Here is a 26,740-nt window from a genome sequence, read left to right as displayed (position 1 = left end):
GGTCCCGATCGGCGGCAGCGCGTACGTGACTCGTGGGAGTCGCCACTTCTTCGTCGAAGGAGTGCGCCCGTGTCCGTACCGATCACCCGTCCGGGGTCACCGCAGCGCCTGCGTGACGCCTGGGTCGCCCTGGCGGGGCTGTCCGCCGTGTTCCTGTTCGAGATGCTCGACAACTCGGTCCTCACCGTGGCCCTGCCGACCATCGGCCGCGACCTCGGCGCTTCGACATCCGCGCTGCAGTGGGTCTCGGGCGCTTACTCGCTGGCGTTCGGCGGCCTGATGCTCCTGTTCGGCGCCGTCGCCGACCGGTTCGGTCGCCGCCGGGTCATGCTCGTCGGACTCGTCCTGCTCGCCGGGGTGAGCGTCGCGACCCTCGCCGTCACCTCGGTCGAGGGGCTGGTCGTGGTCCGCGCGCTCACGGGCGTCGCGGCGGCGATGACCACCCCGGGTGCGATGGCCCTCGCGTTCCGCCTGTTCGACGCCGAGGACCTGCGCGTCCGGGCCCTCACCGTGATCTCCACCGCGGGCCTGGTCGGGCTCGCGGTCGGACCGACGGTGGGCGGGCTCGTCCTCGCCGTCGCCCCGTGGCAGGTCCTGCTCGTCGCGAACGCGCCCGTCGCCGTGGTCGCGTTCGTCGGGATCCGCGCCGGCATCACCGCCGATCGCCGGACGGACCTGCGGCGGGGTCCGGTCGACCTCCTCGGGGCGGTCCTCGGCACAGCCACCGTGGCCGGGGTCCTCGTCACGCCGACCATCGCGGTCGCGGCCGGCGAGCAGGCCGACGGAGCAGCCGGTGGGCCAGCCGGCAGCCCGCTCCTGTGGTGCATGGTCGCCGCGACGCTCGCCGCCGCGATCGCGTTCGTCGCGCGGCAGCGGACCGCCGCCGCGCCGCTGCTCGACCTCCGGCTCGTCGCGCGTCCGCTCGTCGCGAGCGGACTGCTCTACAGGGCCGCCGCTGGGCTCGCGACCGCCGGCCTCTCCTGGACCGTGACCCTCCAGCTGCAGGTCGTGTGGGGGTGGCCGCCCGCCCTCGCCGCGGTCGGGACCCTGCCGCAGGTGGTCGTCCTGCTCGTGAGCGGACGGTTCGTCGGGCCGTTCGTCCGTCGGGTCGGCCTGCGCACGGCAGCCTGGACGAGCTCGGTCGCGGTCGTCCTCGGGCTCGCCGTCTCCGTCGTCGCGACACCGCTCGGGTACCCCGTGGTCGTCGTGGCGCTCGTGCTCGTCGCCGCGGGCATGCGGGTCGTCGGCGCGGTCGCCGGGGCCGAGGTCCTCGCCGGGCTCCCCGAGGACCGCACCTCGGTCGGTGCCGCGCTCGTCGACACCGCGAGCGAGGTCGCGACCGCCGCGGGGGTGGCCGTCGCGGGGACCGTCCTGGCGGCGCTCGTCCCCGGGGCCGTCGCTGCCGCGCACCTCGACGCGGCCCACCGTGCGGCGGTCGGCGGTGCGCTGTCCGTCGCCGGCCTCGCCCTCACCGTGGTCGCCGCCGCACTCGTGGTGGCCGGGATGCTCCGCGCCCGACAGCACGCACCCGACCGCCACCAGCCCGTCACCCCGTCCCACCACACCGACCAGGAGTCCGCCGATGTCTGAGTCCACCGTCCGCCCGCCGTTCGACCCGGAGCTCGACGTGTTCCTCACCGCTCTGCAAGCCCGGGGTCCGATGGCCCTCACGCCCGAGGCGCTCCCCCGCATGCGTGCCCTCGAGGTCCCCGAGGCCGTGCTCGACGCCCACCTGCACGAACTCGGCTACCACCGGCGGAGCGTCACCGTGCCGGGCCACCTCGGCGACCCGATCGACCTCGCCGTCATCCGGCGCACCGACTCGACCGGCCCCGTCCCCGCCGTCTACTCGATCCACGGCGGCGGCATGATGTTCGGCCACCACCTCGGGAACCTGGACTCGTTCGACGACTGGCTCCTCCGCGACCACGACGTCGTCCTGGTGAGCGTGGACTACCGGCTCGCCCCCGAGCACCCGGACCCCTACCCCGCCGAGGACGCCTACGCCGGCCTCGTCTGGCTCGCCGAGCACGTCGACGAGCTCGGCGTCGACCCGGCGCGGATCGTCGTCGCCGGGCAGAGCGCCGGTGGCGGGCTGGCCGCGGGCGTCACCCTGCTCGCCCGCGACCGGCAGGGTCCGGCGGTGGCGGCGCAGGTCCTCGTCTCCCCCATGCTCGACGACCGCGACGACACGGTGTCCGGCCGCCAGTTCGACGGGGTCGGCGTCGCCGACCGGCAGATGATGCACGTCGCCTGGGACGCGTACCTCGGCGAGCGCCGCGGGACCGAGGCCGTCGATCCGTCGGCCGCGCCGGCACGCGCGACGGACCTGTCCGGACTGCCGCCGACGTACCTGGACTGCGGGAGCGCGGAGGTGTTCCGCGACGAGACCGTCGCGTACGCGAGCGCCCTCTGGGCCGCCGGGGTCGACGCCGAGCTGCACGTCTGGCCGGGTGCCTTCCACGGCTCCACGAGCATGGTGCCGGACGCGGTCCTGTCGCGCGCGGCGGTCGCCGCGCTGGCGGCGTGGACCGCCCGCCTGCTGGCGCGCTGACCAGGGTTCCCACAGACGGACGGGAGGCACGGTGCCGGCTTGCACCGTGCCTCCCGTCCGACGGGTGGTGACCGTCGTGACCGGTGCGGACGACCGCACCAGACGGTCGTCTGGCGGGGCACACTGGAGGCGACGTCGCCGTCCCGCGACGCGCACCAGGAAGGAGCCGACCCTGTCCGGACCGACCATCTCCCTGCGCCTCGGCGCCCCCGTGTACGCCCAGGCCCTCCGCTACACGGCCATGTTCCACGCCAAGCCGTTCGCCGAGGCCCTGCTGGTCTACCGTGAGGGCGGGACGTACACGATCCTGTCCCCGGGCGAGGACCACCACGGTTGCTACGTGTCCGCGACGCTCCCCCTCGACCCGCCGAGGCGGGTGCAGTTCACGTCGTTGCCGTCGACCGACTGGAGCGACGACGTCGCGACGCACGTCCTGGGGTTCGCCCCGGACACCGGGGGCTTCACGCAGGAGCTCCACCTGCCCGGGGAGCCGGTCCCCCGGGTGCAGCACGGCTTCGCGGCGCCGGTCGCCGAGCCGCGGTCGATCGACACCGATCGGGGCTGGGCGACCCTGCGCGCGGAGCACGCCGCGGCCTTCGACCGCGCACGGAGCCTGGCGGGCGCCGCCGCGGGCTGAGCCGCGGACGCGCCGTGGTCGCCAGGCGCTGCGTCCGCCCGCGCGGGGTCCGGTCGCGCGGCGTCGTGACGCTCAGGGGTTGCACACGTCGCACGAGGCCGGGTCGACCGGGGCCGCGCGCCGCGGGACGACCTGGGTCGCGTCGCACCCGGCGCACCCGAGCACGTCGGCCGCGACGGCGGTCGTCGGGGCGCCGCAGCCCGCGCAGGGCACGCCCCGTTCGACGCCGACCCGTCCCCACCCCGGGGCGGCGTACCGCGGGCAGGGGCGTGTGAGCCGGGTCGCCATCCGGCGGCACAGTTCCGCGATCACCCGCTGGCGGGCCGGGTTCACGTGCGCCCGGAGGTCGGGACCGACCGATGCGGTGCCGCCGGTCGTCGTCAGGTCGGTGACCGCGTCGGCCAGGTCGGCGGCGGTCGCCAGGCCCTTCCGGGCGTGCACGTCCCCTCCGTGTCGGGCGACCACGACGGCGCGGGTGTCCGGGAACCCGAACCGTCGTGCGCGCTCGAGGGCGTCGGCCGGGTCGCGGAGCACGACCGGGTCGTGCCCGTGGACCGGGACGACGGCCTCCTCGGCGAGGACCACGCCGCGGTCGTCGTCGAGGAGGGGCGTCCGCGTGCGCGGGACCTCGCCCGTGAAGGACCCGAAGCGGTCGGTGTCCAGGTCGTCCGGGGCGACGACGCGGGCGTCGAGGAGCTCCCGGAACGGCCCGGCCGCCTGGTGCTGCTTGCCGTGCCGGGTCGCGAACACGATCGTGGTGCCGCGGTGGCGGTGCGGGCCGACGGCCCCGGCCCCGGTACTGCTGCCGGGCCGCTGCCGTTACCGGTGCCGGCGCCGGTGCCGGTGCCGGTGCCGGTGCCGGTGCGTCACTGGAAGTACTGGGACCGCGACACCCAGGTGTCGGTGATGAACATGACCCCGCTCCCACCCTCGAGCAGCTCGCGCAGCGCCTCGATCAGCGGCTCGGCACGGGCGGCCGGCAGGACCGTGATGGTCATCCCGAGGGCGTCCTGGTCGTTGAAGCGGTGCGGACCGTCGTGCGGACCGGAGTGCCCGACGCCGGAGACCCGGCGACGCTCGTGTACCCGGTCGCGCCGGCGGAACTGATGAGCTCGTGGACCGCGGGGTCGACGTCGGCGGGAGCGATGACCTCGATGCGGATCATCGTGATGAGGTGGTTCACGCGGGGTTCCTCTCGTGGGTGCGGAAGCCGTCGGGACCGTACTGGTCCCAGGGCTGGTCGGGGGTCTCGCGGGCGTGCAGGGTCATCCAGCCGCCGTCGAGCAGGGTGCGCAGGGCGTCGGTACCGGCGATGATCCGGGCGATGCGGTCGAGCGGGGCCTGCACGAGGACGCCGCAGGGCGGGTCCTGACCCGTCACCACGGCGCCGTGGTCGCGACCACGGAACGGACGGGAGGCACGGTGCCAGCTGGCATCGTGCCTCCCGTCCGTCCGTGGCCGGGTGGCGGCGGACGACTGTGCGGCGAGGGTGAGCTCCTCGGGATCGAGACGACGGTGACCTGCGTGCCGAGGACGAGCCGCCGCGATCCACGCTGGGCTCACATCGACGCGAGCATGTCCTGCATCTGGGTGATCTGCTCGGTCTGGCTCGACACGATCGACCTCGCCATCGCGACCGCGTCGGTGTTCCCGCCCTCGGCGACCTCGGTCTTGGCCATGTCGACGGCGCCCTCGTGGTGCTGGACCATCTGCTGCAGGAACAGCTTCCCGGCGTGCTTCGCGGACGCCTGGTCGAGGTCGCTCATGTCGGAGTCGGACATCATCCCGGACATCGAGTGGTCCATCCCGGACATGCTGCTGTCAGCGTCCCAGTCCTTCAGCCAGCTGGTGAGCTGCGTGATCTCCGGACCCTGCTCGGCCTTGATCTGCTCCGCGAGGTCGGCGACGTCAGGGTCGACACCGTCGCCCTTGGCGAGGAGCACGTCGCTCATCTCGACGGCCTGCTCGTGGTGCGGCAGCATCATCTGCGCGAACATCACGTCCTGGTCGTTGTGGGCCGACGCCGCCGAGCTCGACGTGGCGGACGAGCCCGCGTCGGAGCCGGTGTTGTTGCTGGTGGAGCAGCCCGCGAGGGTCAGCCCGAGGCTGAGGGCGGCGGCGATCGCGAGGGTGCGTGTGGTCGTGGTGGTGTGCATGAGAGATCCGTTCCCGTGGATGCGTCAGGTGGTCCGGGCAGGCCGATGCCTCCCGGTTCTGGGCATGCGGGAGCCACCCTGCGACGGCGTGGTCCCGCAGGGGGCGGATCAGATGCGGATGATCTGCAACGCCGTCAGTGACGGTGGTCTCGGTACCGCGATGCGGCGCGGCAGCCGGCCGGCCAGCGCGAGCAGGCGAGACAGCAGCGCGAGGACGCCGCCGGTCCGTGCGCGCAGCAGCGCCCACGTGAACAGGGCGATCGTCAGCGCGCACGCCATCCCCATCAGCGAGCACATCAGCGCACACAGACCACCGTCGCAGCCTGAGTTGGTGAGGACTGTCATCACCGCAGTCGTCGGAGCTGCGTGCTCGTCATGGCCGACGGCCGCGACGTGACTGTGCTTGGCGGTAACCGCGGTGGCACTCATCGGGTGCTCGTGGCTGGCGGTGTGCCCGGCCATCGTGTGCATCAGGACCGTGAACCCGACCAGGAGCAGCAGCGCCAGCGTCGTCACGGCTTGCAGCAGCAGCCGGCGACGCGGGGAGGCGGTGGTGGTGAGCATCGGTCTTTCGAGCAGGAGGGTCGGGTGAGGGCTTCCATGGTGCGGTACTCCCGCGGGCGGCGGCAACCGGGAGGGCGGATCCACACCGAACCCGGCGGAGACGTCCGGATCGGGAACACATCGCGTGGTTCCGCGTTGGAACGCATGATACCCCCAGGGGGTACACATGAACTGTCGGCGTCGGCCGCGTCAGATCGGAGCACCATGGGCACGCACGAGCATCATCAGCTGAGCGGACACGCGCACACCGGACACGGTGCCGGGCATGGGACGACGTCGTGGGCGACGGCGGCACAAGCGACGCTGCACTGTCTCACCGGCTGCGCGATCGGTGAAGTCCTCGGCATGGTGATCGGCACCGCTGCCGGCTTCCACAACGCCGGCACCGTCGTCCTGTCGGTCGTGCTGGCGTTCGTCTTCGGCTACGCCCTCACCATGCGCGGCGTCATGCGATCGGGCCTGCCGTTCGCGGCGGCGTTCAAGGTCGCCCTCGCAGCCGACACCGTCTCGATCGCCGTCATGGAGATCATCGACAACACCGTCATCGTCGCGATCCCGGGCGCGATGGACGCGCAGCTCGACCAGTGGCTGTTCTGGGGCTCCCTGGCACTGTCCCTCGCACTCGCGTTCGTGCTCACCACGCCGGTGAACCGATGGATGATCAGTCGCGGCCTCGGCCACGCTGTCGTCCACGGCAACCACTGAACAACCCGGCGGTCCGCCTTCACGTCTTGTCGTACCGGACCACCCAGGTGCGGGCCACGCGCCTCAGCGGCCGCCGCGACCGCGGCCAGGGCCGCACCCGCGCTCACCACGGCGAGCAGCACCACGCCACCCAGCGCCACGAACGTCCAGAGCATCGTCATCACCTCGGTGCCGACCGTGCACCACGCGCCCCCAGGAACCGCCGAGGCCCGGTGGCCGGTCTCGACGAGATCAGTGGCGGTACGTGGCAGCGGTCACGGTGAAGTCGTCGACGTTGCCCATCGCCTCGTGCACGTGTTCGGCAGCGTGCTCCGCGATGTGCTCGGCGTCGTGCAGGGACGACGCCGTGACCGCGACCGTGGCGGACCCGGTGAGCCGGTGCCCGACCCAGCGCAGCCTGATGTCCCGGACGGCTTCGACACCGGGAGTGTGCTCCAGCGCGTGCTCTGCCCTGCCGAGGAGCGCGGGATCGATGGCATCCATGAGCCGGGCACCGATCGACTTCACGGTCCCCCAGAGGAGCACCATGATCGAGACGGCGATGAGCAGGCCGATGATCGGGTCAGCGATCGGGAACCCGAGGAGCACACCGATCGCGCCGAGGACGACCGACAGTGACGTGAACCCGTCGAGACGAGCGTGCACCCCGTCGGCGACCAGAGCGGCTGAGCCGATCTTCCGGCCGACGCGGATGCGGTAGATCGCGACCGCTTCGTTGCCGGCGAAGCCGATGAGACCGGCGGCGACGAGCAGCCACGGGTTCTCGATCGGTCGCGGGGTGATGAACCGGTCGATGGCCTGCCAGCCGGCGACGACGGCAGAGAGAGCGACGACGAACACGATGAACATGCCTGCGAGGTCTTCCGCGCGGCCGTAGCCGTAGGTGTAGCGGCGGTTCGCGGCCCGCCGGCCGACGACGAACGCGATCCACAGCGGCACCGCGGTCAGGGCGTCGGCGAAGTTGTGGATCGTGTCCGCGAGCAGCGCGATCGATCCGGTGAACGCGACGATCACCGCCTGCAGCACCGTGGTGGCGAGGAGGACGAACAGGCTGGTCTTCAGGGCGCGGACGCCGGCGGTGCTGGCCTCCATCGCGTCGTCGATCGAGTCTGCGGAGTCGTGCGTGTGCGGCACGAACAGGTCGTGGAGGAACCCCTTCACCCCACCGTGCGGATGCGAGTGGCCGTCCCCACCGTGGTCGTGGTCGTGGTCGTGATCGTGATCGTGATCGTGGTCGTGGTCGTGGTTGTGTCCGGCGTGGGTCACCGTTCGGTCGTGCCCGCTCATGCGCTCCCCCGCTCTCCACGGTGGTGGTGCGCAGACCCGACGACGTGCTCGGCCTGCTTCACGGCGTCGACCACCAGCTCCGATGCGTGCTCGTCGGTCAGGCGGTAGTAGACCGTGGTCCCGTCGCGACGTGTGGACACCATCCGCGCGAGACGGAGCTTGGCCAGGTGCTGCGACACCCCGGCGGCGCTCTTGTCGACGACCTCGGCCAACCGGTTGACGGACAGCTCCTCGGCGTCGCGCAGCGCGAGGATGATCTTCACGCGGGTGGCGTCGGCGAGCATCGCGAACACCTCGACGGCGAGCTCGACGTACTCGGACTCCGGGCTCAATCCGCAGGGTTGCTTGTCTACGTGCACACGCAGATAGTACACAAGAATGACCGCTCTGGAGCCAGAGGTCCCGGAGGCGAGCCCGTATCCTCGCGGCGTGACCGATCACCTGTGGCACCAGCGCGACCCGATGCAGGCACGCGGTCCGGCCGGGGCGGGACGGACGTCCGCCGGCTGGTTCGCGCTGGCCCTCGTGCTGGTCTGGTCAGCAGCTATGGCACTCGCGCTGTCGGTCGCGAACAGTGTGTCTGCGGCGGACCTCGCCAGCACCGCGGTGCCGCGGCATCCGCTGGACGACCCTCCCGTACCGGTCGCGCGAGCAGAATTCCTCGCCGGGCTCATCGGCATCACGGCGCTGCCGAGCGCGCTCGTCGTCATCGGTCTCGGGTACCGAGGCGTCGTCCGGGGCTGGGTCGCGGGGCACCGCGTCGGATGGGTCGCCCTGTGCATCGGCGCGCTCGGCCTGCTCCCGGCGCTCCTCGCGACCATCTTCGGCGTCGTGATCTGCGTGTTCGACGGCGGTGCGCTCACGGCTGGGTGACACCGCATCGGCCTCGGCCAGCGGCGGGACAGGCGGACGGGAGGCACGGTGCCAGCTGGCTCCGTGCCTCCCGTCCGCCCTGTGGTCGGCCGCTCGGGCAGCTCGCTCCACACGAGCACCTCCGGCCATGAGCCGACGCGCCCTCGGCTCAGTCAACGGGCCAGTGATCGCCGACGAGCTCCGGCAAGGATACGTCCCGTCGACTGCTGCGGTCCGGGTCCTTCCCCTCCGCCGTGAACAGCGGCGGGTACAGCGACATGCCGCGGTCCAGCGTGAGTGCAGCGACCTCCTCGCGCCACCCGTTCCACCGGAACGGCTCGTAGAACTGGCCGATCGCGTCGGAGAGCATCGCCGCCAGGAACTGGCTGTGCGGGATCTCGAGGTCCTCCCACTCGAGGCTGTCCGGCGCGAAGTAGTGCACGCTGCCGTCACCTGCGCCGAGCGCACCGCCGTCGAGTGCGAACACCCCACCGAGGACGTCGAACGCGACGACGCAGAACCCGGAGGACCGGTCGTTGGCGTCGACGACGGACGCGAGGCCTGAACCTGGTCCGCCGAGCAGCCGGAGCCAGCCGTGGTCCACGGTGACACCGCCGGTGTGCGCCACCAGCGCGCCGAGGAACGACCGCTCCGTGAGACCGAGGGAGTCGAGGTCCTCGCTCGACCCGCCCGGCAGGACCTGTGCCGTCGGTGCAGCAGCGAGCATGTCGGTCAGTTCCGGCCACGCGTCCTGTGCAGCGTTCGTCATGGGAGCGATCGTCCCACGACCCGCGCGGAGCGGTGACCCTCGGCCCGGATGGCCCCTCTGCACGGTTGTCGTCCTACGCTGGGCCCGTGGGGACGTGGAGCGCAGAACCGGTCGGGAACGACGACGCGGCCGACTTCGTCGCGGAACTCGACGGTCAGCAGCGGTGGACGGTCGTCAAGCGGGCCCTCGCCCGAGCAGAGCGAGCCGGAGAAGGACTCGACAGCGACGACGCCGCCGTCGCCGTGGCTGCGGCAGAGGTCGTCGCGCACGGACTCGGTCGACCGTCGCAGACCGACGCGTACACCGAGGACATCCAGGACTTCGTCGGCCGCGCACGCAGACCGAGCCGCCGTCTCGCGGACCGGGCGCTCCGTGCAGTGGCGATCGCCGCGCACCCCGACGGCGAACTCGCCGAGCTGTGGGCCGAGACCGGGACGACCGAGTGGCGGGACTCGATCGACCGCCTGGTCGCGAACCTCACGAAGCGCTGACGGCGCAGCCGAACGAGCGAGCCACCGCGGTCGCGTGGTCGGCTCCACGGAGGAGACGGAACCGGACCACGTCTTCCTGCGATCCACGAAGGAGTCCGGGGCTGCGGATGCAGCGCACACGACGAAAGCCCCGACGGAACCTGTGTTCCATCGGGGCTTCTCGGTCGGGCTGACAGGATTTGAACCTGCGACCCCTTGACCCCCAGTCAAGTGCGCTACCAAGCTGCGCCACAGCCCGTGAGTCCTGACGGACCCGGACCCCACGAGTGGGACCCGCCGCCGCGTCCGACCGGAGCGCGAGCAGCCCGTCAAGCATAGCGGACGCCGGACCCCCTCCGCGCCACGGCGCGTCGCGCCGAGGCCCACCACGCGTCCCGCCGAGGCCCACCACCCACGGCACCCCACCGTCACCGCCGCCGGACGACCTCCCGCGACGCCGCCAGCCACGGCAGCGCGAACCCGACGAGCAGCCCGCCGAGCCCGTCCGCCGCCAGGTCCCCGATCGTGTCGTCGTACCCGACGAAGATCGCCGAGTCGACGTAGTTGTGCCCGAGCCACTCGCACATCTCCCACACGGCCCCGATCGCGAGCCCCGCGCAGAACACCAGGAGCGCCACGGCCACCCGTCCGGCGTCCGGCGCGTGCGGCACGAGCCGCAGGTCGGCGGCGATCACCGCGAGCAGCGCCGCCAGCAGCCCGGTCAGCACGACGTGCACGACCTTGTCCCACAGGAACACCGACGTGTACCACTCGAGCGCGCTCGACCACCCCGCGAGCAGCACGAGCAGGCAGACGGCCAGGTCGAACGCGGGCCGCAGCCCGAGCGCGCGGGGCACGACGACGCCGAACAGCGCGAGGGCCATCACCGCGAACGAGGTGCTCCCCCACCCGACGGCGGCGACCGGCACGCTGACGAGCGTCGCGAGCCGCACCACGTCGGCCGGTGTGAAGCGCCTCCGCAGGAACGTCGGTCCGAGCGTCGCGATCACGACGCCCACCGCACGACGGCGTGCACGGCCGCGTGATCGGACGGCCAGACCCCGCCGGGTCGGCGCACGGACACAGCGGCCCGCTCGACGACGGCGTCCTCGGTCACGAGCACCCCGTCGATGCGCCGGCCCCCGACACGCGGACTCCGGTAGTGCGGGTACGTCCCCCACTCCTCGCCGACCAGCCGGGAGGCACGGGGCACGCTGTCGACGACCCCCGCCTCCGCCAGGGCTCGCCAGGGCGCGGAGCCCGCGGGACAGTTCCAGTCCGCCATCACGACGGCGGGCAGTCCCCGCTGGCGGACAACCCGGCCGAGGAGCTCCGCCTGCCGCAGGCGCGCCCACGGGGACGCGACGTCGAGGTGCGTCGCGACGGCGAGGAACACGGTGCCGGTCGCGCGGTCCTCGAGGACCGCGCCGACGGCGTGCCGCGGGAACGCGGTCGCCCACGAACGCGACCCGGGTCGCGACGGCGTGCGGGAGAGCGCCCAGGTGCGCCGCTCGACGACCCGGACCCGCTCCCGGTCGAGCAGCAGGCCGACGGCCTCGCCGCCCCCGCGCGCGCCGCGGCCGACGACGACGGGTTCCCAGCGCGACCCGAGACGCGACGTGAGGTCCGCGGTCTGCGTGGGCAGCGCCTCCTGGACGGCCAGCACGGTGGGCGCTTCGGAGGTGACGAGCGCGACCACGGCGTCCCGGCGCCGCTCCCACGCGTCCGGGTGGGTCGGCGGTCGCGGGACGCGCCGCCGCAGGTTGAGCGTCATGCAGTGCACGGCGGGAGCCGGGACCGGTCCGATGGTGGGCTGGTCGTCCGGCGGGGCCTGCATGCACCCTGTCTACGAGACGACACCTGTCGGCTTCCCAGGTCGCGCTCCCCATGACCCAGCCATGAAGCGTCCAGCAGTCGGCACAGAGACCGGACAGCGACCGCTCCGGCGACCTACAGTCGAACCCATGCCCTCGACCCGTCCGCTCCTCGCCGCTGCGCTCGTCGCGGTCGTCGCCGGCGTCGGCGTCCTCGGTTGGCACGCCGCCGTCGGACACGAGTCCGTCGCCTCCGCCGCGCGCACCACCGCCTCCGCGAGCCCGACCCCGAGCGCATCGCCCACGCCGACCCCGCCGTCCTTCACGGTGGACAGCGACGTCGTGACGATCGGCGACTCGATCATGGCCGGCTACGGGCTCGACGACTCCGCGGACGCGTGGCCGTCCCTGGTCGGCAAGCAGACCGGCGCGGTCGTGGCGAACGACTCGTGCAGCGGCGCCGGGTTCATCTCGGTCGGCGACTGCGGGACGGACTACGCGGGGCTGATCCAGGGCGCGGTGTCCGCGAAGCCCGAGCTCGTGGTGATCCAGTCGTCGGACAACGACCTCGGGGAGGACCCGACTGCCCTCGCGACGGCCACGATGCAGACCGTGACGCAGCTGCACCAAGCGCTGCCCGACGCGAAGATCGTCGGGTTCAGCACGCTGTGGGACCAGCCGGGCGACGTCCCGGACGAGGTGGCGCAGAGCAGCACCGACCTGCAGCAGGCGCTCGCGACGGTCGGTGGGACGTACATCGACGTCGGCCAGCCGATCGCCGGGCACGCCGACTGGCTGCAGGACGACAGCGAGCACCCGACGGTCGCCGGGCAGCAGCAGCTCGCGGCGGCGTTCCTCGCCGACCTGGAGCGCGCCGGCTTCCACCTCTGAACCGAGCGTTGACGGAGCATCCAGGTCGCGCCCGTGGCCCCCGTTAGGGTGGCCCGATGCGTTCCGGTCGTCCCCTCCGCCCCCTGCTCGCACTCGTCGTCTCCGGGCTCCTGCTCGGTGCCGCCGGGTGCACGGCGGACGCAGCAGACCGGACGGCGACCGAGCTGACCCGTCCCGCCGCCGACGCCGTGCGGGTCGCGGCGTCCGACGACCCCACGACCCGGTCCGTCCAGGTGAGCCGCGCCCTCTTCGCGCACGCACGGGGCGCGGTCGTGGCGCCCGCGGGCGACGAGCGCGCGGTCGCCACGGCGGCGAGCGCCGCCCGTCGCGCGCACGTGCCACTGCTGGTGACGCCGTCGGCCGGCCATCCAGCGGCGGGCGAGCGCACTCCGGGCGACGACGGCTCCTCGCGGGGCGACGCGGCCGTCGCCGCGGAGCTCGCGCGGCTCGGCGCGGACTGGTACCAGGCCGAGGGCGACGTGTCGGTCGACACCGACGTGCCGGAGCGGGACGCACCGGACGCGGGCGACGCTGCGGCGGTGGGGCGTGCCTCCCGTCCGGCGACCGTCGTCGTGGCGGACCGCCGGTCGGACGCGCCCGCCGTGGCGACGGCGGAGGCGGCCGGGGCGCACGTGGTCGTGATGCCCGCGGGGGTGACCGACCCCGCAGCGGCGCCGGACGTCGTGTCGACGCTCCACGAGCGCGCGGGGCACCCGACGGTGTTCGCGGGCGCGAGGTTCCGAGCGCTGTCCGACCCGGGGTGGACGGTGCGGGCCGCGCAGGGTGGTTGGCAGCTGCCGCACGGCGGGCAGCGGCCGTTCGACGGGCACCGCTGGACGGCGCTGTACGGGGCGCCGGGCGCGCCGGTGCTCGGGGTCCTCGGTGAGCAGGACCCGGCGGCGACGGTACAGCGGGCGGAGCAGCTCGCGGCGTCGTACGACGGCCTCGGCGACGAGCCGGTCTCGCCCGCGCTCGAGGTCATCGCGACCGTGGCGGCCGGCGACCCCGGGGCGGACGGGGACTACTCGCGCGAGCTCCCGGTGTCGACGCTGCAGCCGTACGTCGACGCCGCGCGGCGGGCGGGGATGCCCGTGGTGCTCGACCTGCAGCCCGGGCGCTCGGACTTCCTGTCGCAGGCCAAGCGCTACGAGTCGCTGCTGCGGGAGCCGAACGTGTGGCTCGCGCTCGACCCGGAGTGGCGGCTCGGGCCGGACCAGGTGCCGCTCCGGCAGATCGGGAGCGTCTCGGCGGACGAGGTCGACCGGGTGTCGTCGTGGCTCGCCGCACTCGTCCGTCAGCACGGCCTGCCACCGAAGGCCCTGGTCCTGCACCAGTTCCGGCTGTCGATGATCCAGGACCGGGCGTCGCTGACGCAGCACCCCGAGCTCGACCTGCTCGTGCACGTCGACGGGCAGGGGTCGCAGCCGGACAAGCAGGCGACGTGGAAGGCGCTGCACCAGGACGCGCCGGCGGGGGTGCACTGGGGCTGGAAGAACTTCATCGACGAGGACACGCCCATGCTCACCCCGGAGCAGACGATGGCGGACGTGACGCCGACGCCGTCGCTCATCACCTACCAGTAGCGGGTCGCGTCGCCGGGTTGTCCACAGTCGGGAGGATCGGGGCTGGTTCCGTCGGTCGGTGCTGACAGCATGGGGGCATGGACACGACCACCGCGCAGCCGTCCGCCGCGATCGCCGCCGAGGCGCAGGAGGCCCTCGCCGCCCTGACCGGCCGGCCGGACGCGGTCTTCCACCCCGGTCAGCTCGAGGCGATCTCGGCCCTCGTCGAGCACCGGCAGCGTGCGCTCGTCGTGCAGCGCACCGGGTGGGGCAAGTCCGCCGTGTACTTCCTCGCAACGCTGCTGCTCCGGCGGCGGGGCGGTGGGCCGACCGTGCTCGTCTCCCCTCTCCTGGCGCTCATGCGGGACCAGGTCGCCGCGGCCGCCCGGGCCGGGGTGCGCGCCGTGTCGATCAACTCCGCGAACGCGCACGAGTGGGCGGACACGCAGGCTGCCCTCGCCCGGGACGAGGTCGACGTGCTGCTCGTGTCGCCGGAGCGGCTCAACAACCCCCGGTTCCGCGACGAGCAGCTCCCGACGCTCGTGGCGCGGATGGGGATGCTCGTGGTGGACGAGGCACACTGCATCTCGGACTGGGGCCACGACTTCCGGCCGGACTACCGACGGCTCGCGGAGCTCATCCGCTCCCTGCCGCACGGGGTCCCCGTCCTCGCCACCACCGCCACCGCGAACGAGCGCGTGGTCGAGGACGTCGCCGAGCAGCTCACCGCGGGCCCCGCCGACCCGGTGTTCACCATCCGCGGGTCGCTCGCCCGTGCGTCGCTCCGGCTCGGGGTCCTGACGCTTCCGGACGCCCGACAGCGGCTCGGGTGGTTGCTGGCGCACCTCGCCGAGCTGCCCGGGAGCGGGATCGTCTACACGCTCACGGTCTCCGGGGCCGAGGACATCGCGCGGCTCCTGCGCGAGAACGGGTACGCCGTCCGTGCGTACACGGGGCGCACCGACAACGAGGAGCGCGAGCAGCTCGAGCAGCAGCTCAAGGCCAACGAGCTCAAGGCCCTCGTCGCGACCAGCGCGCTCGGGATGGGCTTCGACAAGCCGGACCTCGGGTTCGTCGTGCACATCGGGGCGCCGTCCTCCCCCGTGGCGTACTACCAGCAGATCGGTCGCGCTGGACGTGCGACCGACAACGCCGACGTCCTGCTCCTGCCCGGGCGCGAGGACCAGGAGATCTGGCAGTACTTCGCCAGCGCCTCCATGCCGACCGAGTCCCGCGCCGCCGCGGTGCTCGGCGCCCTGTCCACCGACACCGCGATGTCCACCGTCGCGCTCGAGGGGCTGGTCGACATCAAGCGGTCGACGCTCGAACTCCTGCTCAAGGTGCTCGATGTCGACGGGGCCGTGCGCCGCGTCGCCGGGGGCTGGGTGTCCACCGGCCAGCCGTGGCAGTACGACGCCGCCCGGTACGAGCGCGTCGCTGCCGCCCGCGCGGCGGAGGCGTCCTCGATGCTCGCGTACGAGTCGACCACGGCGTGCCGGATGCAGCTGCTGCAGCAGGACCTCGACGACCCGTCGGCCGAGCCGTGCGGTCGGTGCGACAACTGCGCGGGCGTCTGGTACCCGACCGCGGTCTCGGACTCCGACACCTCCGGTGCTGCCGCCGCCCTCGACCGGGTCGGGGTCGAGGTCGCACCGCGCGCCCAGTGGCCGTCGGGCATGTCGGCGCTCGGCGTCCCGGTGAAGGGGCGGATCCCGGCCGGCGAGCTCGTGGAGCCGGGTCGGGCGATCGCCCGGCTGACGGACCTCGGGTGGGGCGGCCCCCTGCGCACGCTCTTCGCGTCGTCGACACCGGACGGACCCGTGTCGAAGGCGCTCGTCGACGGGTGCGTCCGGGCGCTCAAGGACTGGCCGTGGGCCGAGCGGCCGACCGGTGTGGTCGCGATGTCGTCGCGGTCGCGGCCGGAGCTCGTGGCCTCGCTCGCGCAGGCGCTGTCGACGATCGGTCGCCTGCGGTTCCTCGGCACGCTCGGGCGGAGCGGGGGCGAGCCGCGCGGGGACGGTGCGACGAACAGCGCGTACCGGTTGTCCGGGGTCTGGGACACGTTCGTGGTCGACCCCGAGCTCGCGGCGGCGCTGCAGGCGCACGAGGGGCCGGTGCTGCTCGTGGACGACCTGGTGGACAGCCGGTGGACGGTGACGGTCGCGGGGCGGGAGCTCCGGCGGGCGGGGGCGGACGCCGTACTGCCGTTCGCGCTCGCCACGGTCGCCTGACACCGAGTTCGGTCGGCCGGGCTCGGCCGGTCGGGCTCCGGCGGTCGGGCTCCGGCGGTCGGGCTCCGGCGGTCAGGATCCGGCGGTCATGCGGCTGCGATCGCGTCCAGTTCGGCGAGTGCGTCCGACGGCAGGGTGATGCCTGCGCCGGCGACGTTCGCGCGGAGGTGCTCCACCGACGACGTCCCGGGGATCAGCAGGATGTTCGGCGAGCGCTGCAGCAGCCACGCGAGCGCCACCGACAGCCGTGACTCCCCCAGGCGCTCGGCGACGGCGTCGAGGGCGCCGGACTGGATCGGCGAGAAGCCGCCGAGCGGGAAGTAGGGCACGAAGGCGATCCCCTCCGCCGCGGTCAGGTCGACCAGGTCGTCGTCCGCCCGCTGCGCCACGTTGTACATGTTCTGGACGCAGACGACGGGCGCGATGCGGAGCGCCTCGAGGAGCTGCGCGGCGGTGACGGTCGACAGGCCGAGGTGCCGGATCAGCCCCTGCTGGCGGAGTTCCGCGAGCGCCTCGAACTGCGGTGCGATGCTCCCGGCTTCCGGGGCGTCGAACCCGCCGACCCGGAGGTTCACGACGTCGAGCTGCTCGAGCCCGAGTCGCTCGAGGTTCGCGTGCACGTCCTCGACCAGCTGCTCGGGCTTCCGCGCCGGCGGCCACTGCCCCTTCGCGTTCCGCCGCGACCCGACCTTCGTCACGATGTGCAGGTCCTCCGCGTACGGGTGCAGTGCCTCGCGGATGATCTCGTTCGTGACGTGCGGGCCGTAGAAGTCCGCCGTGTCGATGTGGGTGATGCCGAGCTCGACCGCCGTGCGGAGCACGCGGACGGCCTCGTCCCGGTCGGCCGGCGGCCCGAACACCTGCGGTCCGGCGAGCTGCATGGCGCCGTACCCGAACCGGGTGACCTCGAGGTCGCCGAGGTCGTACGTGCCGCCGGGGAGCGTGTCGTTCGTCATGCCTCGACGATGCTCCTCGCTCCCCGGTCCTGCCCGGCAGCGCGTACCCCGAGTCTCGCGTTCCGCGACGAGTCTCGGCGCCGGCGGCGCGTGACTCGTCGGTCAGGGTGAGACTCGGCCGCCGCGAGTTCCGTGTCGCGCCGGCTTCGGGAACGTCGCCCGCATGTGGTCGCTCGTCAGCACGTCCCCGATGCCGATCATCAGCAGCGAGAACACGATCTGCTCGATCACCATCCAGAACGGGTACAGCCCCGGGATCGCCGCGACGACGAGCGTCACGACGGGGAAGATCCGGCTGAACAACCGCAGCCGCTGGTACGCCCAGTAGTAGCCGAGCTGCGCCCGCCAGGCGAACACGTACAGCGTCAGGGTGATGAGGAGCACGACGGTGGCGCGGAACCAGACCGCCCACGGGACCGTCTCTCCCGCACGGGTCAGCAGCACGGCCACGACGATCGCCGCCAGGCCGACCACGGTCTCGGCGACGAGCAGCCACCGGATCCACCGGAAGGACCGGACCGTGTCGGGGTGCGCGAGCATGTCCTCGCGGATGACGTAGCCGGCCTGACGGCCGCCGGCGAGACGGTCCAGCTGCAGCCGACACCACAGACGGTCGGCGAGGACGGGGAGACGCACGAGTCCATGGTGCCGCATCCGGCGGGGCGGCCCCGCACCGCGCCTCCCGGTCGGACCGACGGGCCGCACGACGGGCGACACGACATGCGGCACGACCGGCCGCGCGACGGCCAGCAGGACGGGCCGCACGAGCGCCGCGGTCGTCAGGCGGGGAGCAGGACGGCGCGCCCCAGCACGACGCCGCTGGCGGCGTCCGCCACGACGACCGACCGGACGTCCGTCGGGATCCGGGACAGGTCCGACAACACGATCGAGGCGGACACATCGTCGGCGGGGAGCTCGACCAGCGCGTCGGCGACGTCGACGTGTCCCGGCGACGGGCCGTCGCCGTGCACCTGTTGCGAGAGCAGCACGACCACGGACGGGTGTCCAGGAGCGACGACCACGTCACGCAGCGCGATCGTCACCTCGGAGCTCGCGGTCGCTCCGACCCGGACCCGACCGGACGCACCGCCGGCAGCGGCCACGAGGTCACCTTCGAGCGGCAGCGCCTGCACCACCCAGTCCCGGACGGCGCGCGGCACCGGTGCCGCAGACTGCTGCGGCACGGGCGCACCGAGCGCGTTGCCGACGCGCACGTCCTGCGTGGCCGCAGCGGACGGCTGGGGATCGGACCACGGCCGCACACTGCTGACCCGACCGCCGTCCCGTTCGGACCCGATCGCGAGGAACACGCCCCCGCTCGCGACGACCACGACGATCGCGAGCACGACGACGGCGAGCACGACGGCGACCGTCCCCGGTCTCCGTCCTGCTCGCCGTCGCACCCCCTGCCCCCGCAGTCCCGCTAGGAGCGCTTCCGCCGCTCGCGGACGCGCATGTTGACGTTGATCGGGGTGCCCTCGAAGCCCCACACCTCGCGGAGCCGGCGCGTGATGAAGCGGCGGTACTGCGGGTCGAGGAACGCCGAGGTGAACAGCACGAAGGTCGGCGGCTGGCTCGACGCCTGCGTCCCGAACAGGATGCGCGGCTGCTTGCCACCGCGGACCGGGTGCGGGTGCTCCTGGACGAGCTCGGCGATGAAGGCGTTGACCTTGCCGGTCGGGATGCGGGTGTCCCACGACTCGAGCGCGGTCTCGAGGGCCGGGACGAGCTTCTCGAGGTGCCGACCGGTGCGGGCCGAGATGTTCACGCGGGGCGCCCAGGCGACGTGCGCCAGATCCTGCTCGATCTCGCGCTCCAGGTACCGGCGACGGTCGTCGTCGAGCAGGTCCCACTTGTTGTAGGCGAGCACGAGTGCACGGCCGGACTCGAGCACCAGGTCGATGATGCGCAGGTCCTGCGTCGAGATCGGCTCGGTGACGTCGAGGACCACGACGGCGACCTCGGCCTTCTCGAGCGCGGCGGTCGTGCGGAGCGACGCGTAGAAGTCGGCGCCCTGCTGCAGGTGCACGCGCTTCCGGATGCCGGCGGTGTCGACGAAGCGCCAGACCTTGCCGCCGAGCTCGATCTGCTCGTCCACCGGGTCGCGCGTGGTCCCGGCGAGGTCGTTGACGACCACGCGCTCCTCGCCCGCGGCCTTGTTGAGCAGCGAGCTCTTGCCGACGTTCGGGCGGCCGAGGATCGCGACGCGACGGGGCCCGCCGACCTCCTGCTTGGCGACGGCCGAGGTGTCCGGCAGCGTCTTGATGATGAGGTCCATCAGGTCCGCGACGCCGCGGCCGTGCAGCGCGGAGACCGGGTGCGGCTCGCCGAGGCCCAGGTTCCACAGCTCGAAGGCGTCGAGGTCGCGGCGGTCGTCGTCGGCCTTGTTCGCCACGACGATGACCGGACGGTCGGTGCCGCGGAGCATCTTGACGACGTGCTCGTCCGTGGCGGTGATGCCGACCGTGACGTCCACGACGAACAGCACGGCGTCGGCGAGGTCGACCGCGACCTCGGCCTGCGCGGCGACCGAGGCGTTGATGCCCCGGGCGTCGGGCTCCCACCCGCCGGTGTCGACGAGCGTGAAGCGCTTGTCGTTCCACTCGGCCTTGTACGAGACGCGGTCGCGGGTGACGCCGGGGACGTCCTGCACGACGGCCTCGCGACGACCGATGATGCGGTTCACGAGCGCCGACTTGCCGACGTTCGGGCGGCCGACGATCGCGAGCACCGGGTACGCCGGCAGGTAGTGGACGCCGTCCTCGCCGAGTTCGCCGGCGTCCAGGAGCGCGACGTCCTCGTCGTCCAGCTCGTACTCGTCGAGTCCGGCACGGAGCGCGTTCGCCCGCTGGTCCGCCTCGGCGTCGTCGAGGCCGGCGAGTCGCTCACCGAGGGCGTCGTCGTACTCCGGGAAGTCGTCGTTGTCGTGGCTGTCCTGCTGGGCCATGGGGTTTTCCTCGCGTGCGGCCGGAACCGCGGGTTCGGTGGCCGGTGTCGGCCGGGCCGGTCACCCGGCTGTGGGGACCGGACGGGAGCCGTCCGGTCGTGCGTCAGTGCGTGGCCGCGCGGGCCAGGTCGACGACCGCCTGCACGGTCTGGTCGAAGTCGAGGTCGGTGGAGTCGAGCGTCGTGACGCCGTCCGCGGCGTTCATGAAGTCGACGACCTTCGCGTCCGCCGCGTCGCGACGAGCGAGTGCGGCGGAGGTCTCGGCGGCCGACTGGGTCGTGACCTCAGCCGAGCGTCGAGCCATCCTAACCGACTCGTCCGCCGTCAGCAGGATCCGGACCTCGGCATCGGGCGCGACGACCGTGGTGATGTCCCGGCCCTCGGTGATGATCCCCTGCCCGTCGGCCTTCCGCATCACCTGGCGGAAGAGCTGCACGAGCCGCTGGCGGACCTCCGGGAGCTTCGCGATGTGCGCCACCGCGGCGGTGACCTCCGGGGTGCGGATCGCGTCCGTCACGTCGGTGCCGCCGACGCGCACGAAGTAGTCGTCGGGGTCGGTGCCGATCGCGTAGTCGAACGTCTCCCAGCTCGCGAGCACCGCCGCGGCGTCGTCGAGGTCGACCCGCTGCTGCAGGGCGTGCCAGGCGAGCGCGCGGTAGGCCGCACCGGTGTCCTGGTACCCGAAGCCGAGCACGCGGGCCGCGGCGCGGGAGACACTCGACTTGCCGCTGCCGGCGGGACCGTCCACCGCGATCACGGTCTTCGCGACGAAGGCGCCCTCGGGCAGTCCGGCGGGGACCGGCGCGCTCGTCGAACCGGGCTCGCCGCCGCCCTGGCCGTCGAGGCCGCCCGCGACGTCGCCGCCGAGGGGGCCGCTGGGGTCGCCGGGGGTCGGCAGGCCGGTGTCCGGTCCGTCCGGACCGCCGGTGACTCCGGACTCGTGCACGGTCGGGGTCGTCTCGTCGTTCAGGCCCATGCTGCTGCGATCCTCCATCCGCGACCGTCGAGCTCGTCGACGAGTCGCTGTTCCTGCTCGGGGACGACCGACACCTCGACGATGCCGATCGGTGCGCCCGGTGAGTGCTCGAGGCGCATGTCCTCGAGGTTGATGCCGATCTCCCCGATGAACGTCAGGAGGGCGGCGAGCTGACCGGGGGTGTCGTCGATCAGGACGACCACCCGGGCGAAGCGTCTGGTGGTGCCGTGCTTGCCGGGGAGCCGCTCGACCCCGCGGTTGCCGGCGGCGATGGTCTCGGCGATGGTCCGCGGCGACCCCGTACCGTCCGGGTCGTCGAGGGCGTGCAGCACGCGGTCCAGGTCGTCGCGGAGGTCCGCGAGCACCGGGCGGATGCGCGCCGCGTTGGCGCCGATGATCTGCACCCAGAGTCCAGGGTCGCTCGCCGCGATGCGCGTGACGTCCCGGACACCGCCGCCGGCGAGGTCGAGCGAGCCCTCCGGTGCGTCCTGCAGCCGCGCGGCCATGAGCGTCGAGACGAGCTGCGGGGCGTGCGAGACGTAGGCGACGGCCTGGTCGTGCGACTCCGGCGCCATCGGCACGACCGTGGCACCGACGTCGAGCGCCAGGTCCTCGACCACGGCGGCGCGCTGGTACGTGATGGCGTCGTGGCCGGCGATCACCCACGGCCGTCCGACGAACAGGTCCGCGCGCGCAGCGGTCGGTCCGGAGCGTTCCCGCCCCGCCATCGGGTGCGACCCGATGTAGCGGGAGACGTCGGCCCCTGCCGCCACGAGCCGGTCGAGCGGACCGGTCTTCACGCTCGCCACGTCCGTGACGACCGCACGCGGGTACGCCGCGAGCTCGCGCTCGACGACGGCGGCCACGACGTCCGGCGGCACCGCGACGACGACGAGCTCCGGGTCGTCCCCGTCGGCGGGACGACGCCCGGCGCCGTAGTCCACGGCGAGCGCCAGGGCGGCCGGGGACACGTCGTCGAGGACGACGTCGACGCCCTTCTCGCGCAGCGCCAGTCCGATCGAGGCCCCGAGGAGCCCGGCGCCGACGACGCGCACGGGTCCGCGGAGCCGCCGGTCGATGTCCGGTTCGGCGAGCGGTGCGGGGGCGTCGGTCACCCGGCAAGCCTACCGACGGTCAGTCGGCGGACTCCTCGTCCGGACCGGCCTGTGCAGAACCCCGGGCCTCACGCGCGATGCGGAGGAGCTTGCCGAGTTCCACGGTGGACAGCTCACGCGTCTTGCCGACGGGCAGCGACCCGAGGTGCAGCGGACCGAACGACCGACGCACCAGGTCGGTCACCGGGTGGTCGACCGCCTCGAGCATGCGACGGACGATCCGGTTGCGCCCGGAGTGCAGCGTGATCTCGACGAGCGACTCGCCCTTCGCCGACTCGAGCAGCCGGACCTTGTCCGCCGCGATCGGCCCGTCCTCGAGCTCGACGCCGTCGAGCAGGCGCTGGACGGTCCCGGGGTTCACGTTGCCGCGGACCTTCGCGATGTACGTCTTCGTGATGCCGAACGACGGGTGCGCGAGCACGTGCGCCAGGTCGCCGTCGTTCGTCAGCACGAGCAGCCCCGAGGTCTCGGCGTCGAGCCGGCCGACGTTGAACAGGCGCTCCTCGTAGCGGTCGACGAACTCGGACAGGTCGCGCCGGCCCCGTTCGTCCTGCAGGCTCGACACGATCCCGACCGGCTTGTTGAGCAGGACGTACCGCCGCGAGGCGTCGCCCTGCACCGGCACGCCGTCGACCGCGATCTCGTCGGTCGCAGGGTCGACCCGGCGACCGAGCGCGTCGACGACCTCGCCGTTGACCGTCACGCGACCCTCGACGATCAGGTTCTCCGCGACCCGTCGGGACGCCACGCCCGCAGCGGCGATCACCTTCTGCAGGCGCTCACCGTCGGCCTGGAGGCTCGCCCCGGCCCCGCCGGACACGGTCGCCCCCGACGCGTCCCAGTCCGGGATCACGGGGCGCTCGGGCGTGCCCTCGAGCGGTACGCCCTGGGGGTCGCGGGCACCCTCCGGGTGCGGCGTCGTGTCCGCGCGCGGCGCGGTGCCGCGGCTGCCGACGGCACGGTTCCCGGCGCCGCGGTTCCCGACGCCACTCGGGCGGTCGGCGTTCCGGGCGGTCGTGGTGCCGCCGACGTAGCGGCGGCCGTTGTGCCAGACGGTGCTCGGGCGACCGTCGGGGCTGCGGCGGTCCTCGCGGGCGGGGTCACGGCGGTCGTCGCGCCGGTCGTTGCGGCGGTCGTTGCGCCGGTCGTCTCGGCGTCCGCTGTCGCGGCGGTCTCCCCCGCGTCGGTCGTCATCGCGCCCGCGGTACCCGCCACCGGCGCGGTCGTCGCGCCCGCGGTACCCACCGCCGGCGCGGTCGTCGCGGCCACGGGGTGCGCCGCGGTCGTCGTCGCGTCGGACGAACCCGCCGCGCTCGCTCGCGCGCCGGTCCTCGCCGCGCCCGACGAAGCGGCCGCGGTCCTCCTCGCGCCGGTCGTCGCGGCCGCGGTACCCACCGGCGGGACGCTCGTCCCGCCCGCGGTACCCACCAGCAGGACGCTCGTCACGCCCGCGGTACCCACCAGCGGGACGCTCGTCACGCCCGCGGTACCCACCAGCGGGACGCTCGTCACGCCCGCGGTACCCACCAGCCGGGCGCTCGTCACGGCCGCGGTACCCGCCCCGGTCCTCCGACCGACGGTCCGACCCACCACGCTCGTCACGGCCACGGAACCCACCGGCGGCACGGTCGTCACGCCCGCGGTACCCGCCTCGGTCCGACCCGCCGCGCTCGTCGCGGCCCCGGTACCCACCGGTACCGCGGTCGTCACGCCCGCGGTACCCACCGCGGTCGTCGCCGGACCGGCCACCCGCGCGACCGGAGCCAGCGGTGCGGTCGCGTGACGCGCCTCCAGGCCGGCTGTCGCGACCGGAACCGGCGCGGTCTCGCGACCCGCCTCGTCGTTCGTCCTCATGTGCGGCCATCGGGGATCCCTTCGTTCTGCTCGAAGCCGCCGGCGCCGTCCTCCAGGAGGGGCGAGATGAGCGGCAGCTCGTCGAGCGAGTTGATGCCGAGCTGCTGCAGGAGCAGGTCGGACGTGACGTAGTTGATGGCGCCGGTCTCCGCGTCCGTGAACGACTCCTCGATGAGGCCGCGCGCCACGAGCGTGCGCACCACCCCGTCGACGTTCACGGCGCGGATCGACGCGATCTGCGACCGGGTGATCGGCTGCTTGTAGGCGACGACCGCGAGGGTCTCGAGCGCGGCCTGCGACAGGCGCGCGGGACGCTCGGCCTCGACGAACTGCTCGACCACGGCGTCCAGGTCGGCCCGGACGTAGAAGCGCCAGCCACCGCCCACCTCACGGAGCTCGAAGCCGCGACGGACGGTCCCGACGAGCCCGTCGAAGTCGGCGACGAGCCGCTCCACCGCCTGGCGGACGACGGGCACGGGTGCGCCGACGGCTGCTGCGAGCGACACGAGCGACTGGGGCTCGTCCGCGATCATCAGGATCGCCTCGATCTGCCGGTCGACGGCGACGTCGAGCGGCGCGGCGTGCGGCGCGGCGTCGAGCTCGTCCGCGCCCCCGGGCTCGGCCCCGGCCCCGCCGTCGTGCGCGACGTGGGCGGCGGTGCGGTGCACGGCGTCATCCGTCATAGTCGGCTCCCAGGTTCGCGAGGCTCTCGTCGGACCAGTCCTCTGCGGTCCACCGGAGTGTGAGCTCCCCGAGCGGTTCGGCCTGCTCGAACGAGATCGACGCGTTCCGGTACAGCTCCAGGATCGCCAGGAAGCGAGCCACCACGATACCCGTCTCCGTGACCCCGGCGACCAGGTCGCGGAACGAGACGTCCTCGTCGGCGCGTGTGCGGAGGATCGAGACCACGATCGCGGCCTGCTCCCGGATGCTCACGAGCGGGGCGTGCAGGTGGTCGAGTCCGACGGTCGGGATCTCCCGCGGCGCGAACGCGAGCATCGCCAGAGCGGCGAAGTCCTGCACCGACAGCGTCCACACGAGCTCCGGCGTCCGGGCACGGAACCGTTCCTCGAGCCGCACACGACGCACGTGCCGTCGGGACTCCTCCTGCCAGCGTTCCCCGAACCACTCCGCGGCCTGCTTGAACGCCCGGTACTGCAGCAGCCGGGCGAACAGCAGGTCCCGCGCCTCGAGCAGGGCGACGTCCTCGGCGTCGACGAGCTCGCCCTGGGGCAGGAGCCCGACGATCTTCAGGTCGAGCAGCGTCGCCGCGACGACGAGGAACTCGCTCGCCTCGTCGAGCTCGTCGGCGGACTCCGCCTGGCGGACGTAGGCGATGAACTCACCCGTCACGGCGCCGAGCGACACCTCGGTGATGTCCAGCTCGTGCTTCGTGATGAGCGACAGGAGCAGGTCGAACGGGCCGTCGAAGTTCGACAGCCGGACGCGGAACCCGGTGGCGGCCGCCGGGTCAGGCGACGGCGCCACGCTCGACGAGCTCCCGTGCCAGCTGCCGGTACGCGTGGGCGGCGGCGTGGTCCGGGGCCGTCTGCGTGATCGGGCGTGCCGACACCGTGGCGTCCGGGAACTTCACCGTGCGGCCGATCACCGTGTCGAGCACCCGGTCGTCGAAGGTCTCGACGACCCGCTCCATGACCTCGCGCGAGTGCAAGGTCCGCGAGTCGTACATCGTCGCGAGGATGCCGTCGAGCTGCAGTGCCGGGTTCAGCCGGTCCCGCACCTTGTCGATCGTCTCGATGAGCAGCGCGACACCGCGGAGCGCGAAGAACTCGCACTCGAGCGGGATGAGCACGCCGTGCGCGGCCGTCAGCGCGTTCACCGTCAGCAGGCCGAGCGACGGCTGGCAGTCGACGAGGATCACGTCGTAGTCGTTCGCGACCTTGCGGAGGACGCTCGCCAGGATCTGCTCCCGCGCGACCTCGTTCACCAGGTGGACCTCGGCCGCGGACAGGTCGATGTTCGCGGGGATGACGTCCAGCAGCGGGACGTTCGTCGGCTGGATGACCTGGTTCGGGTCCTTCACCGAGCCCATCAGCAGGTCGTAGACCGTGGGGATGTCGTGGGTCCGCACGCCGAGGCCGGCGGACAGGGCGCCCTGCGGGTCGAAGTCGACGGCGAGGACGCGACGGCCGTACTCGGCCAACGTGGCGCCGAGGTTGATCGACGTCGTGGTCTTGCCGACGCCGCCCTTCTGGTTGCAGAGCGCGATGATGCGAGCCGGCCCGTGGCCGTCGAGTTCCTCGGGGACCGGGAACTGCCGCACGGGCCGCCCGGTGGGGCCGACCGGGGTCTCGCCGGTGCCGGGGCTGGTCGTCGGGTTGGTGCTCACCCCGTCATGCTACCGGCGGGCCGCCGACGTCCCGGCGCGACCGGCGGGGC

General features: G+C 73.3%; 30 protein-coding genes, 1 tRNA gene and 1 pseudogene. 10 read left to right on the top strand and 22 right to left on the bottom strand.

The annotated features are described in order from the left end of the window. The first annotated feature begins 69 nt into the window (after positions 1-69). The 3 genes from LQK89_RS05840 (at position 70) to LQK89_RS05830 (ending at position 3,191) form a co-directional block, all read left to right on the top strand. Positions 70-1,590, top strand: coding sequence for an MFS transporter (locus tag LQK89_RS05840; protein ID WP_269145918.1), 1,521 nt, complete (start codon positions 70-72; stop codon positions 1,588-1,590). Beyond that, complete coding sequence (locus LQK89_RS05835) at positions 1,583-2,554, top strand: alpha/beta hydrolase (protein ID WP_231050453.1); 972 nt, start codon at positions 1,583-1,585, stop codon at positions 2,552-2,554. Before LQK89_RS05840 ends, LQK89_RS05835 begins: the two co-directional genes overlap by 8 nt. 64 nt (positions 2,555-2,618) lie before the next feature. Continuing rightward, entirely contained in the window at positions 2,619-3,191 is a 573-nt protein-coding gene (locus LQK89_RS05830; protein WP_231050452.1) for a hypothetical protein, read from the top strand. 72 nt (positions 3,192-3,263) lie between these two features. On the opposite strand, the gene LQK89_RS05825 is transcribed toward LQK89_RS05830, so the two are convergent. The 6 genes and pseudogenes from LQK89_RS05825 to LQK89_RS05805 form a co-directional block, all read right to left on the bottom strand. Continuing rightward, entirely contained in the window at positions 3,264-3,941 is a 678-nt protein-coding gene (locus LQK89_RS05825) for a DUF6671 family protein (protein WP_231050451.1), read from the bottom strand. A gap of 116 nt (positions 3,942-4,057) precedes the next feature. Continuing rightward, positions 4,058-4,201, bottom strand: a pseudogene (locus LQK89_RS18025) (transcriptional regulator); the annotation flags it as partial. Next, positions 4,186-4,374: a hypothetical protein gene (locus LQK89_RS05820; RefSeq protein ID WP_217507864.1), complete on the bottom strand. Its 189-nt coding sequence runs from the start codon at positions 4,372-4,374 to the stop codon at positions 4,186-4,188. The gene LQK89_RS05820 and the pseudogene LQK89_RS18025, both read right to left, overlap by 16 nt. Further along, positions 4,371-4,574: a hypothetical protein gene (locus tag LQK89_RS05815; RefSeq protein ID WP_231050450.1), complete on the bottom strand. Its 204-nt coding sequence runs from the start codon at positions 4,572-4,574 to the stop codon at positions 4,371-4,373. Before LQK89_RS05815 ends, LQK89_RS05820 begins: the two co-directional genes overlap by 4 nt. Positions 4,575-4,750: 176 nt before the next feature. Then, positions 4,751-5,347: a DUF305 domain-containing protein gene (locus tag LQK89_RS05810; protein WP_175325835.1), complete on the bottom strand. Its 597-nt coding sequence runs from the start codon at positions 5,345-5,347 to the stop codon at positions 4,751-4,753. Positions 5,348-5,455: 108 nt separating this feature from the next. Beyond that, on the bottom strand, positions 5,456-5,911 hold the full coding sequence (locus tag LQK89_RS05805) for a hypothetical protein (protein ID WP_231050449.1): 456 nt from the start codon (positions 5,909-5,911) through the stop codon (positions 5,456-5,458). 204 nt (positions 5,912-6,115) lie between these two features. On the opposite strand from LQK89_RS05805, the gene LQK89_RS05800 reads away from it, so the two are divergent. Next, positions 6,116-6,616 (top strand): DUF4396 domain-containing protein, encoded by a 501-nt coding sequence (locus LQK89_RS05800; RefSeq protein ID WP_231050448.1) that lies wholly within the window; start codon positions 6,116-6,118, stop codon positions 6,614-6,616. Positions 6,617-6,847: 231 nt separating this feature from the next. Here LQK89_RS05800 and LQK89_RS05795 read toward each other — a convergent pair whose 3' ends face one another. Together LQK89_RS05795 and LQK89_RS05790 are read right to left on the bottom strand one after the other, a co-directional pair. Next, a complete protein-coding gene (locus tag LQK89_RS05795) occupies positions 6,848-7,903 on the bottom strand; it encodes a cation diffusion facilitator family transporter (protein WP_231050447.1) in 1,056 nt (351 codons plus the stop codon). Then, positions 7,900-8,262, bottom strand: a complete 363-nt coding sequence (locus tag LQK89_RS05790; protein ID WP_258554756.1) for an ArsR/SmtB family transcription factor — start codon at positions 8,260-8,262, stop codon at positions 7,900-7,902. The genes LQK89_RS05795 and LQK89_RS05790 overlap by 4 nt, the downstream gene beginning before the upstream one ends. A gap of 70 nt (positions 8,263-8,332) precedes the next feature. On the opposite strand from LQK89_RS05790, the gene LQK89_RS05785 reads away from it, so the two are divergent. Next, a complete protein-coding gene (locus tag LQK89_RS05785) occupies positions 8,333-8,776 on the top strand; it encodes a hypothetical protein (protein WP_144801980.1) in 444 nt (147 codons plus the stop codon). Between the two features lie 148 nt (positions 8,777-8,924). Here the strand turns inward: LQK89_RS05785 and LQK89_RS05780 are convergent, their stop codons facing one another. Then, positions 8,925-9,524 (bottom strand): DUF2625 family protein, encoded by a 600-nt coding sequence (locus tag LQK89_RS05780; RefSeq protein ID WP_231050446.1) that lies wholly within the window; start codon positions 9,522-9,524, stop codon positions 8,925-8,927. 86 nt (positions 9,525-9,610) lie between these two features. On the opposite strand from LQK89_RS05780, the gene LQK89_RS05775 reads away from it, so the two are divergent. Next, complete coding sequence (locus LQK89_RS05775; protein WP_058741454.1) at positions 9,611-10,015, top strand: DUF4259 domain-containing protein; 405 nt, start codon at positions 9,611-9,613, stop codon at positions 10,013-10,015. A gap of 164 nt (positions 10,016-10,179) precedes the next feature. Here the strand turns inward: LQK89_RS05775 and LQK89_RS05770 are convergent. The 3 genes from LQK89_RS05770 to LQK89_RS05760 all read right to left on the bottom strand — a co-directional run bounded on the left by LQK89_RS05770 (position 10,180) and on the right by LQK89_RS05760 (position 11,831). Then, a tRNA-Pro gene (locus LQK89_RS05770) sits at positions 10,180-10,253 on the bottom strand. 169 nt (positions 10,254-10,422) lie between these two features. Next, the gene (locus LQK89_RS05765; protein ID WP_231050445.1) at positions 10,423-11,004 is read right to left on the bottom strand and encodes a hypothetical protein; all 582 of its coding nucleotides are present in this window, start codon (positions 11,002-11,004) and stop codon (positions 10,423-10,425) included. Next, on the bottom strand, positions 11,001-11,831 hold the full coding sequence (locus LQK89_RS05760) for an endonuclease/exonuclease/phosphatase family protein (protein WP_175324835.1): 831 nt from the start codon (positions 11,829-11,831) through the stop codon (positions 11,001-11,003). Before LQK89_RS05760 ends, LQK89_RS05765 begins: the two co-directional genes overlap by 4 nt. 127 nt (positions 11,832-11,958) lie before the next feature. Between LQK89_RS05760 and LQK89_RS05755 the strand changes: the two genes are divergently transcribed. The 3 genes from LQK89_RS05755 to LQK89_RS05745 all read left to right on the top strand — a co-directional run bounded on the left by LQK89_RS05755 (position 11,959) and on the right by LQK89_RS05745 (position 16,492). Beyond that, a complete protein-coding gene (locus LQK89_RS05755) occupies positions 11,959-12,699 on the top strand; it encodes an SGNH/GDSL hydrolase family protein (RefSeq protein WP_058741440.1) in 741 nt (246 codons plus the stop codon). A 56-nt stretch (positions 12,700-12,755) separates the two neighbouring features. After that, positions 12,756-14,282: a hypothetical protein gene (locus tag LQK89_RS05750; RefSeq protein WP_231050444.1), complete on the top strand. Its 1,527-nt coding sequence runs from the start codon at positions 12,756-12,758 to the stop codon at positions 14,280-14,282. A gap of 77 nt (positions 14,283-14,359) precedes the next feature. After that, the gene (locus LQK89_RS05745; RefSeq protein WP_231050443.1) at positions 14,360-16,492 is read left to right on the top strand and encodes a RecQ family ATP-dependent DNA helicase; all 2,133 of its coding nucleotides are present in this window, start codon (positions 14,360-14,362) and stop codon (positions 16,490-16,492) included. 86 nt (positions 16,493-16,578) lie between these two features. Here LQK89_RS05745 and LQK89_RS05740 read toward each other — a convergent pair whose 3' ends face one another. The 7 genes from LQK89_RS05740 to LQK89_RS05710 form a co-directional block, all read right to left on the bottom strand. Continuing rightward, a complete protein-coding gene (locus tag LQK89_RS05740) occupies positions 16,579-17,448 on the bottom strand; it encodes an oxidoreductase (protein WP_175324979.1) in 870 nt (289 codons plus the stop codon). Between the two features lie 102 nt (positions 17,449-17,550). Beyond that, positions 17,551-18,084, bottom strand: coding sequence for a hypothetical protein (locus LQK89_RS05735; RefSeq protein WP_231050442.1), 534 nt, complete (start codon positions 18,082-18,084; stop codon positions 17,551-17,553). Between the two features lie 143 nt (positions 18,085-18,227). Beyond that, positions 18,228-18,809 (bottom strand): hypothetical protein, encoded by a 582-nt coding sequence (locus tag LQK89_RS05730; RefSeq protein ID WP_231050441.1) that lies wholly within the window; start codon positions 18,807-18,809, stop codon positions 18,228-18,230. A 62-nt stretch (positions 18,810-18,871) separates the two neighbouring features. Then, complete coding sequence (gene der / locus LQK89_RS05725; RefSeq protein ID WP_058743357.1) at positions 18,872-20,395, bottom strand: ribosome biogenesis GTPase Der; 1,524 nt, start codon at positions 20,393-20,395, stop codon at positions 18,872-18,874. Positions 20,396-20,498: 103 nt separating this feature from the next. Further along, the gene (cmk, locus tag LQK89_RS05720) at positions 20,499-21,182 is read right to left on the bottom strand and encodes a (d)CMP kinase (protein ID WP_254630065.1); all 684 of its coding nucleotides are present in this window, start codon (positions 21,180-21,182) and stop codon (positions 20,499-20,501) included. 179 nt (positions 21,183-21,361) lie between these two features. Then, complete coding sequence (locus LQK89_RS05715; protein WP_144802013.1) at positions 21,362-22,486, bottom strand: prephenate dehydrogenase; 1,125 nt, start codon at positions 22,484-22,486, stop codon at positions 21,362-21,364. A 19-nt stretch (positions 22,487-22,505) separates the two neighbouring features. Further along, a complete protein-coding gene (locus tag LQK89_RS05710) occupies positions 22,506-23,306 on the bottom strand; it encodes a pseudouridine synthase (RefSeq protein WP_141863279.1) in 801 nt (266 codons plus the stop codon). A gap of 225 nt (positions 23,307-23,531) precedes the next feature. Between LQK89_RS05710 and LQK89_RS05705 the strand changes: the two genes are divergently transcribed. Continuing rightward, the gene (locus LQK89_RS05705; RefSeq protein ID WP_231050440.1) at positions 23,532-24,269 is read left to right on the top strand and encodes a hypothetical protein; all 738 of its coding nucleotides are present in this window, start codon (positions 23,532-23,534) and stop codon (positions 24,267-24,269) included. A gap of 67 nt (positions 24,270-24,336) precedes the next feature. Here LQK89_RS05705 and scpB read toward each other — a convergent pair whose 3' ends face one another. Genes scpB through LQK89_RS05690 form a run of 3 tightly spaced genes read right to left on the bottom strand, consistent with a single transcriptional unit; the run spans position 24,337 to position 26,690 of the window. Further along, positions 24,337-25,023, bottom strand: a complete 687-nt coding sequence (scpB, locus tag LQK89_RS05700; protein ID WP_231050439.1) for an SMC-Scp complex subunit ScpB — start codon at positions 25,021-25,023, stop codon at positions 24,337-24,339. Beyond that, the gene (locus LQK89_RS05695; protein WP_058742962.1) at positions 25,013-25,828 is read right to left on the bottom strand and encodes a segregation and condensation protein A; all 816 of its coding nucleotides are present in this window, start codon (positions 25,826-25,828) and stop codon (positions 25,013-25,015) included. The genes scpB and LQK89_RS05695 overlap by 11 nt, the downstream gene beginning before the upstream one ends. Beyond that, positions 25,812-26,690, bottom strand: a complete 879-nt coding sequence (locus LQK89_RS05690) for a ParA family protein (protein ID WP_058742961.1) — start codon at positions 26,688-26,690, stop codon at positions 25,812-25,814. The genes LQK89_RS05695 and LQK89_RS05690 overlap by 17 nt, the downstream gene beginning before the upstream one ends. Between the last annotated feature and the right edge of the window lie 50 nt (positions 26,691-26,740).

It is taken from the genome of Curtobacterium sp. C1, assembly GCF_021049325.1.
In the GTDB taxonomy this organism is placed as follows: Bacteria; Actinomycetota; Actinomycetes; order Actinomycetales; family Microbacteriaceae; genus Curtobacterium; species Curtobacterium citreum.
Note: the sequence above shows the minus strand (reverse complement) of the source record. Positions and strands in the feature narration are given on the sequence as shown.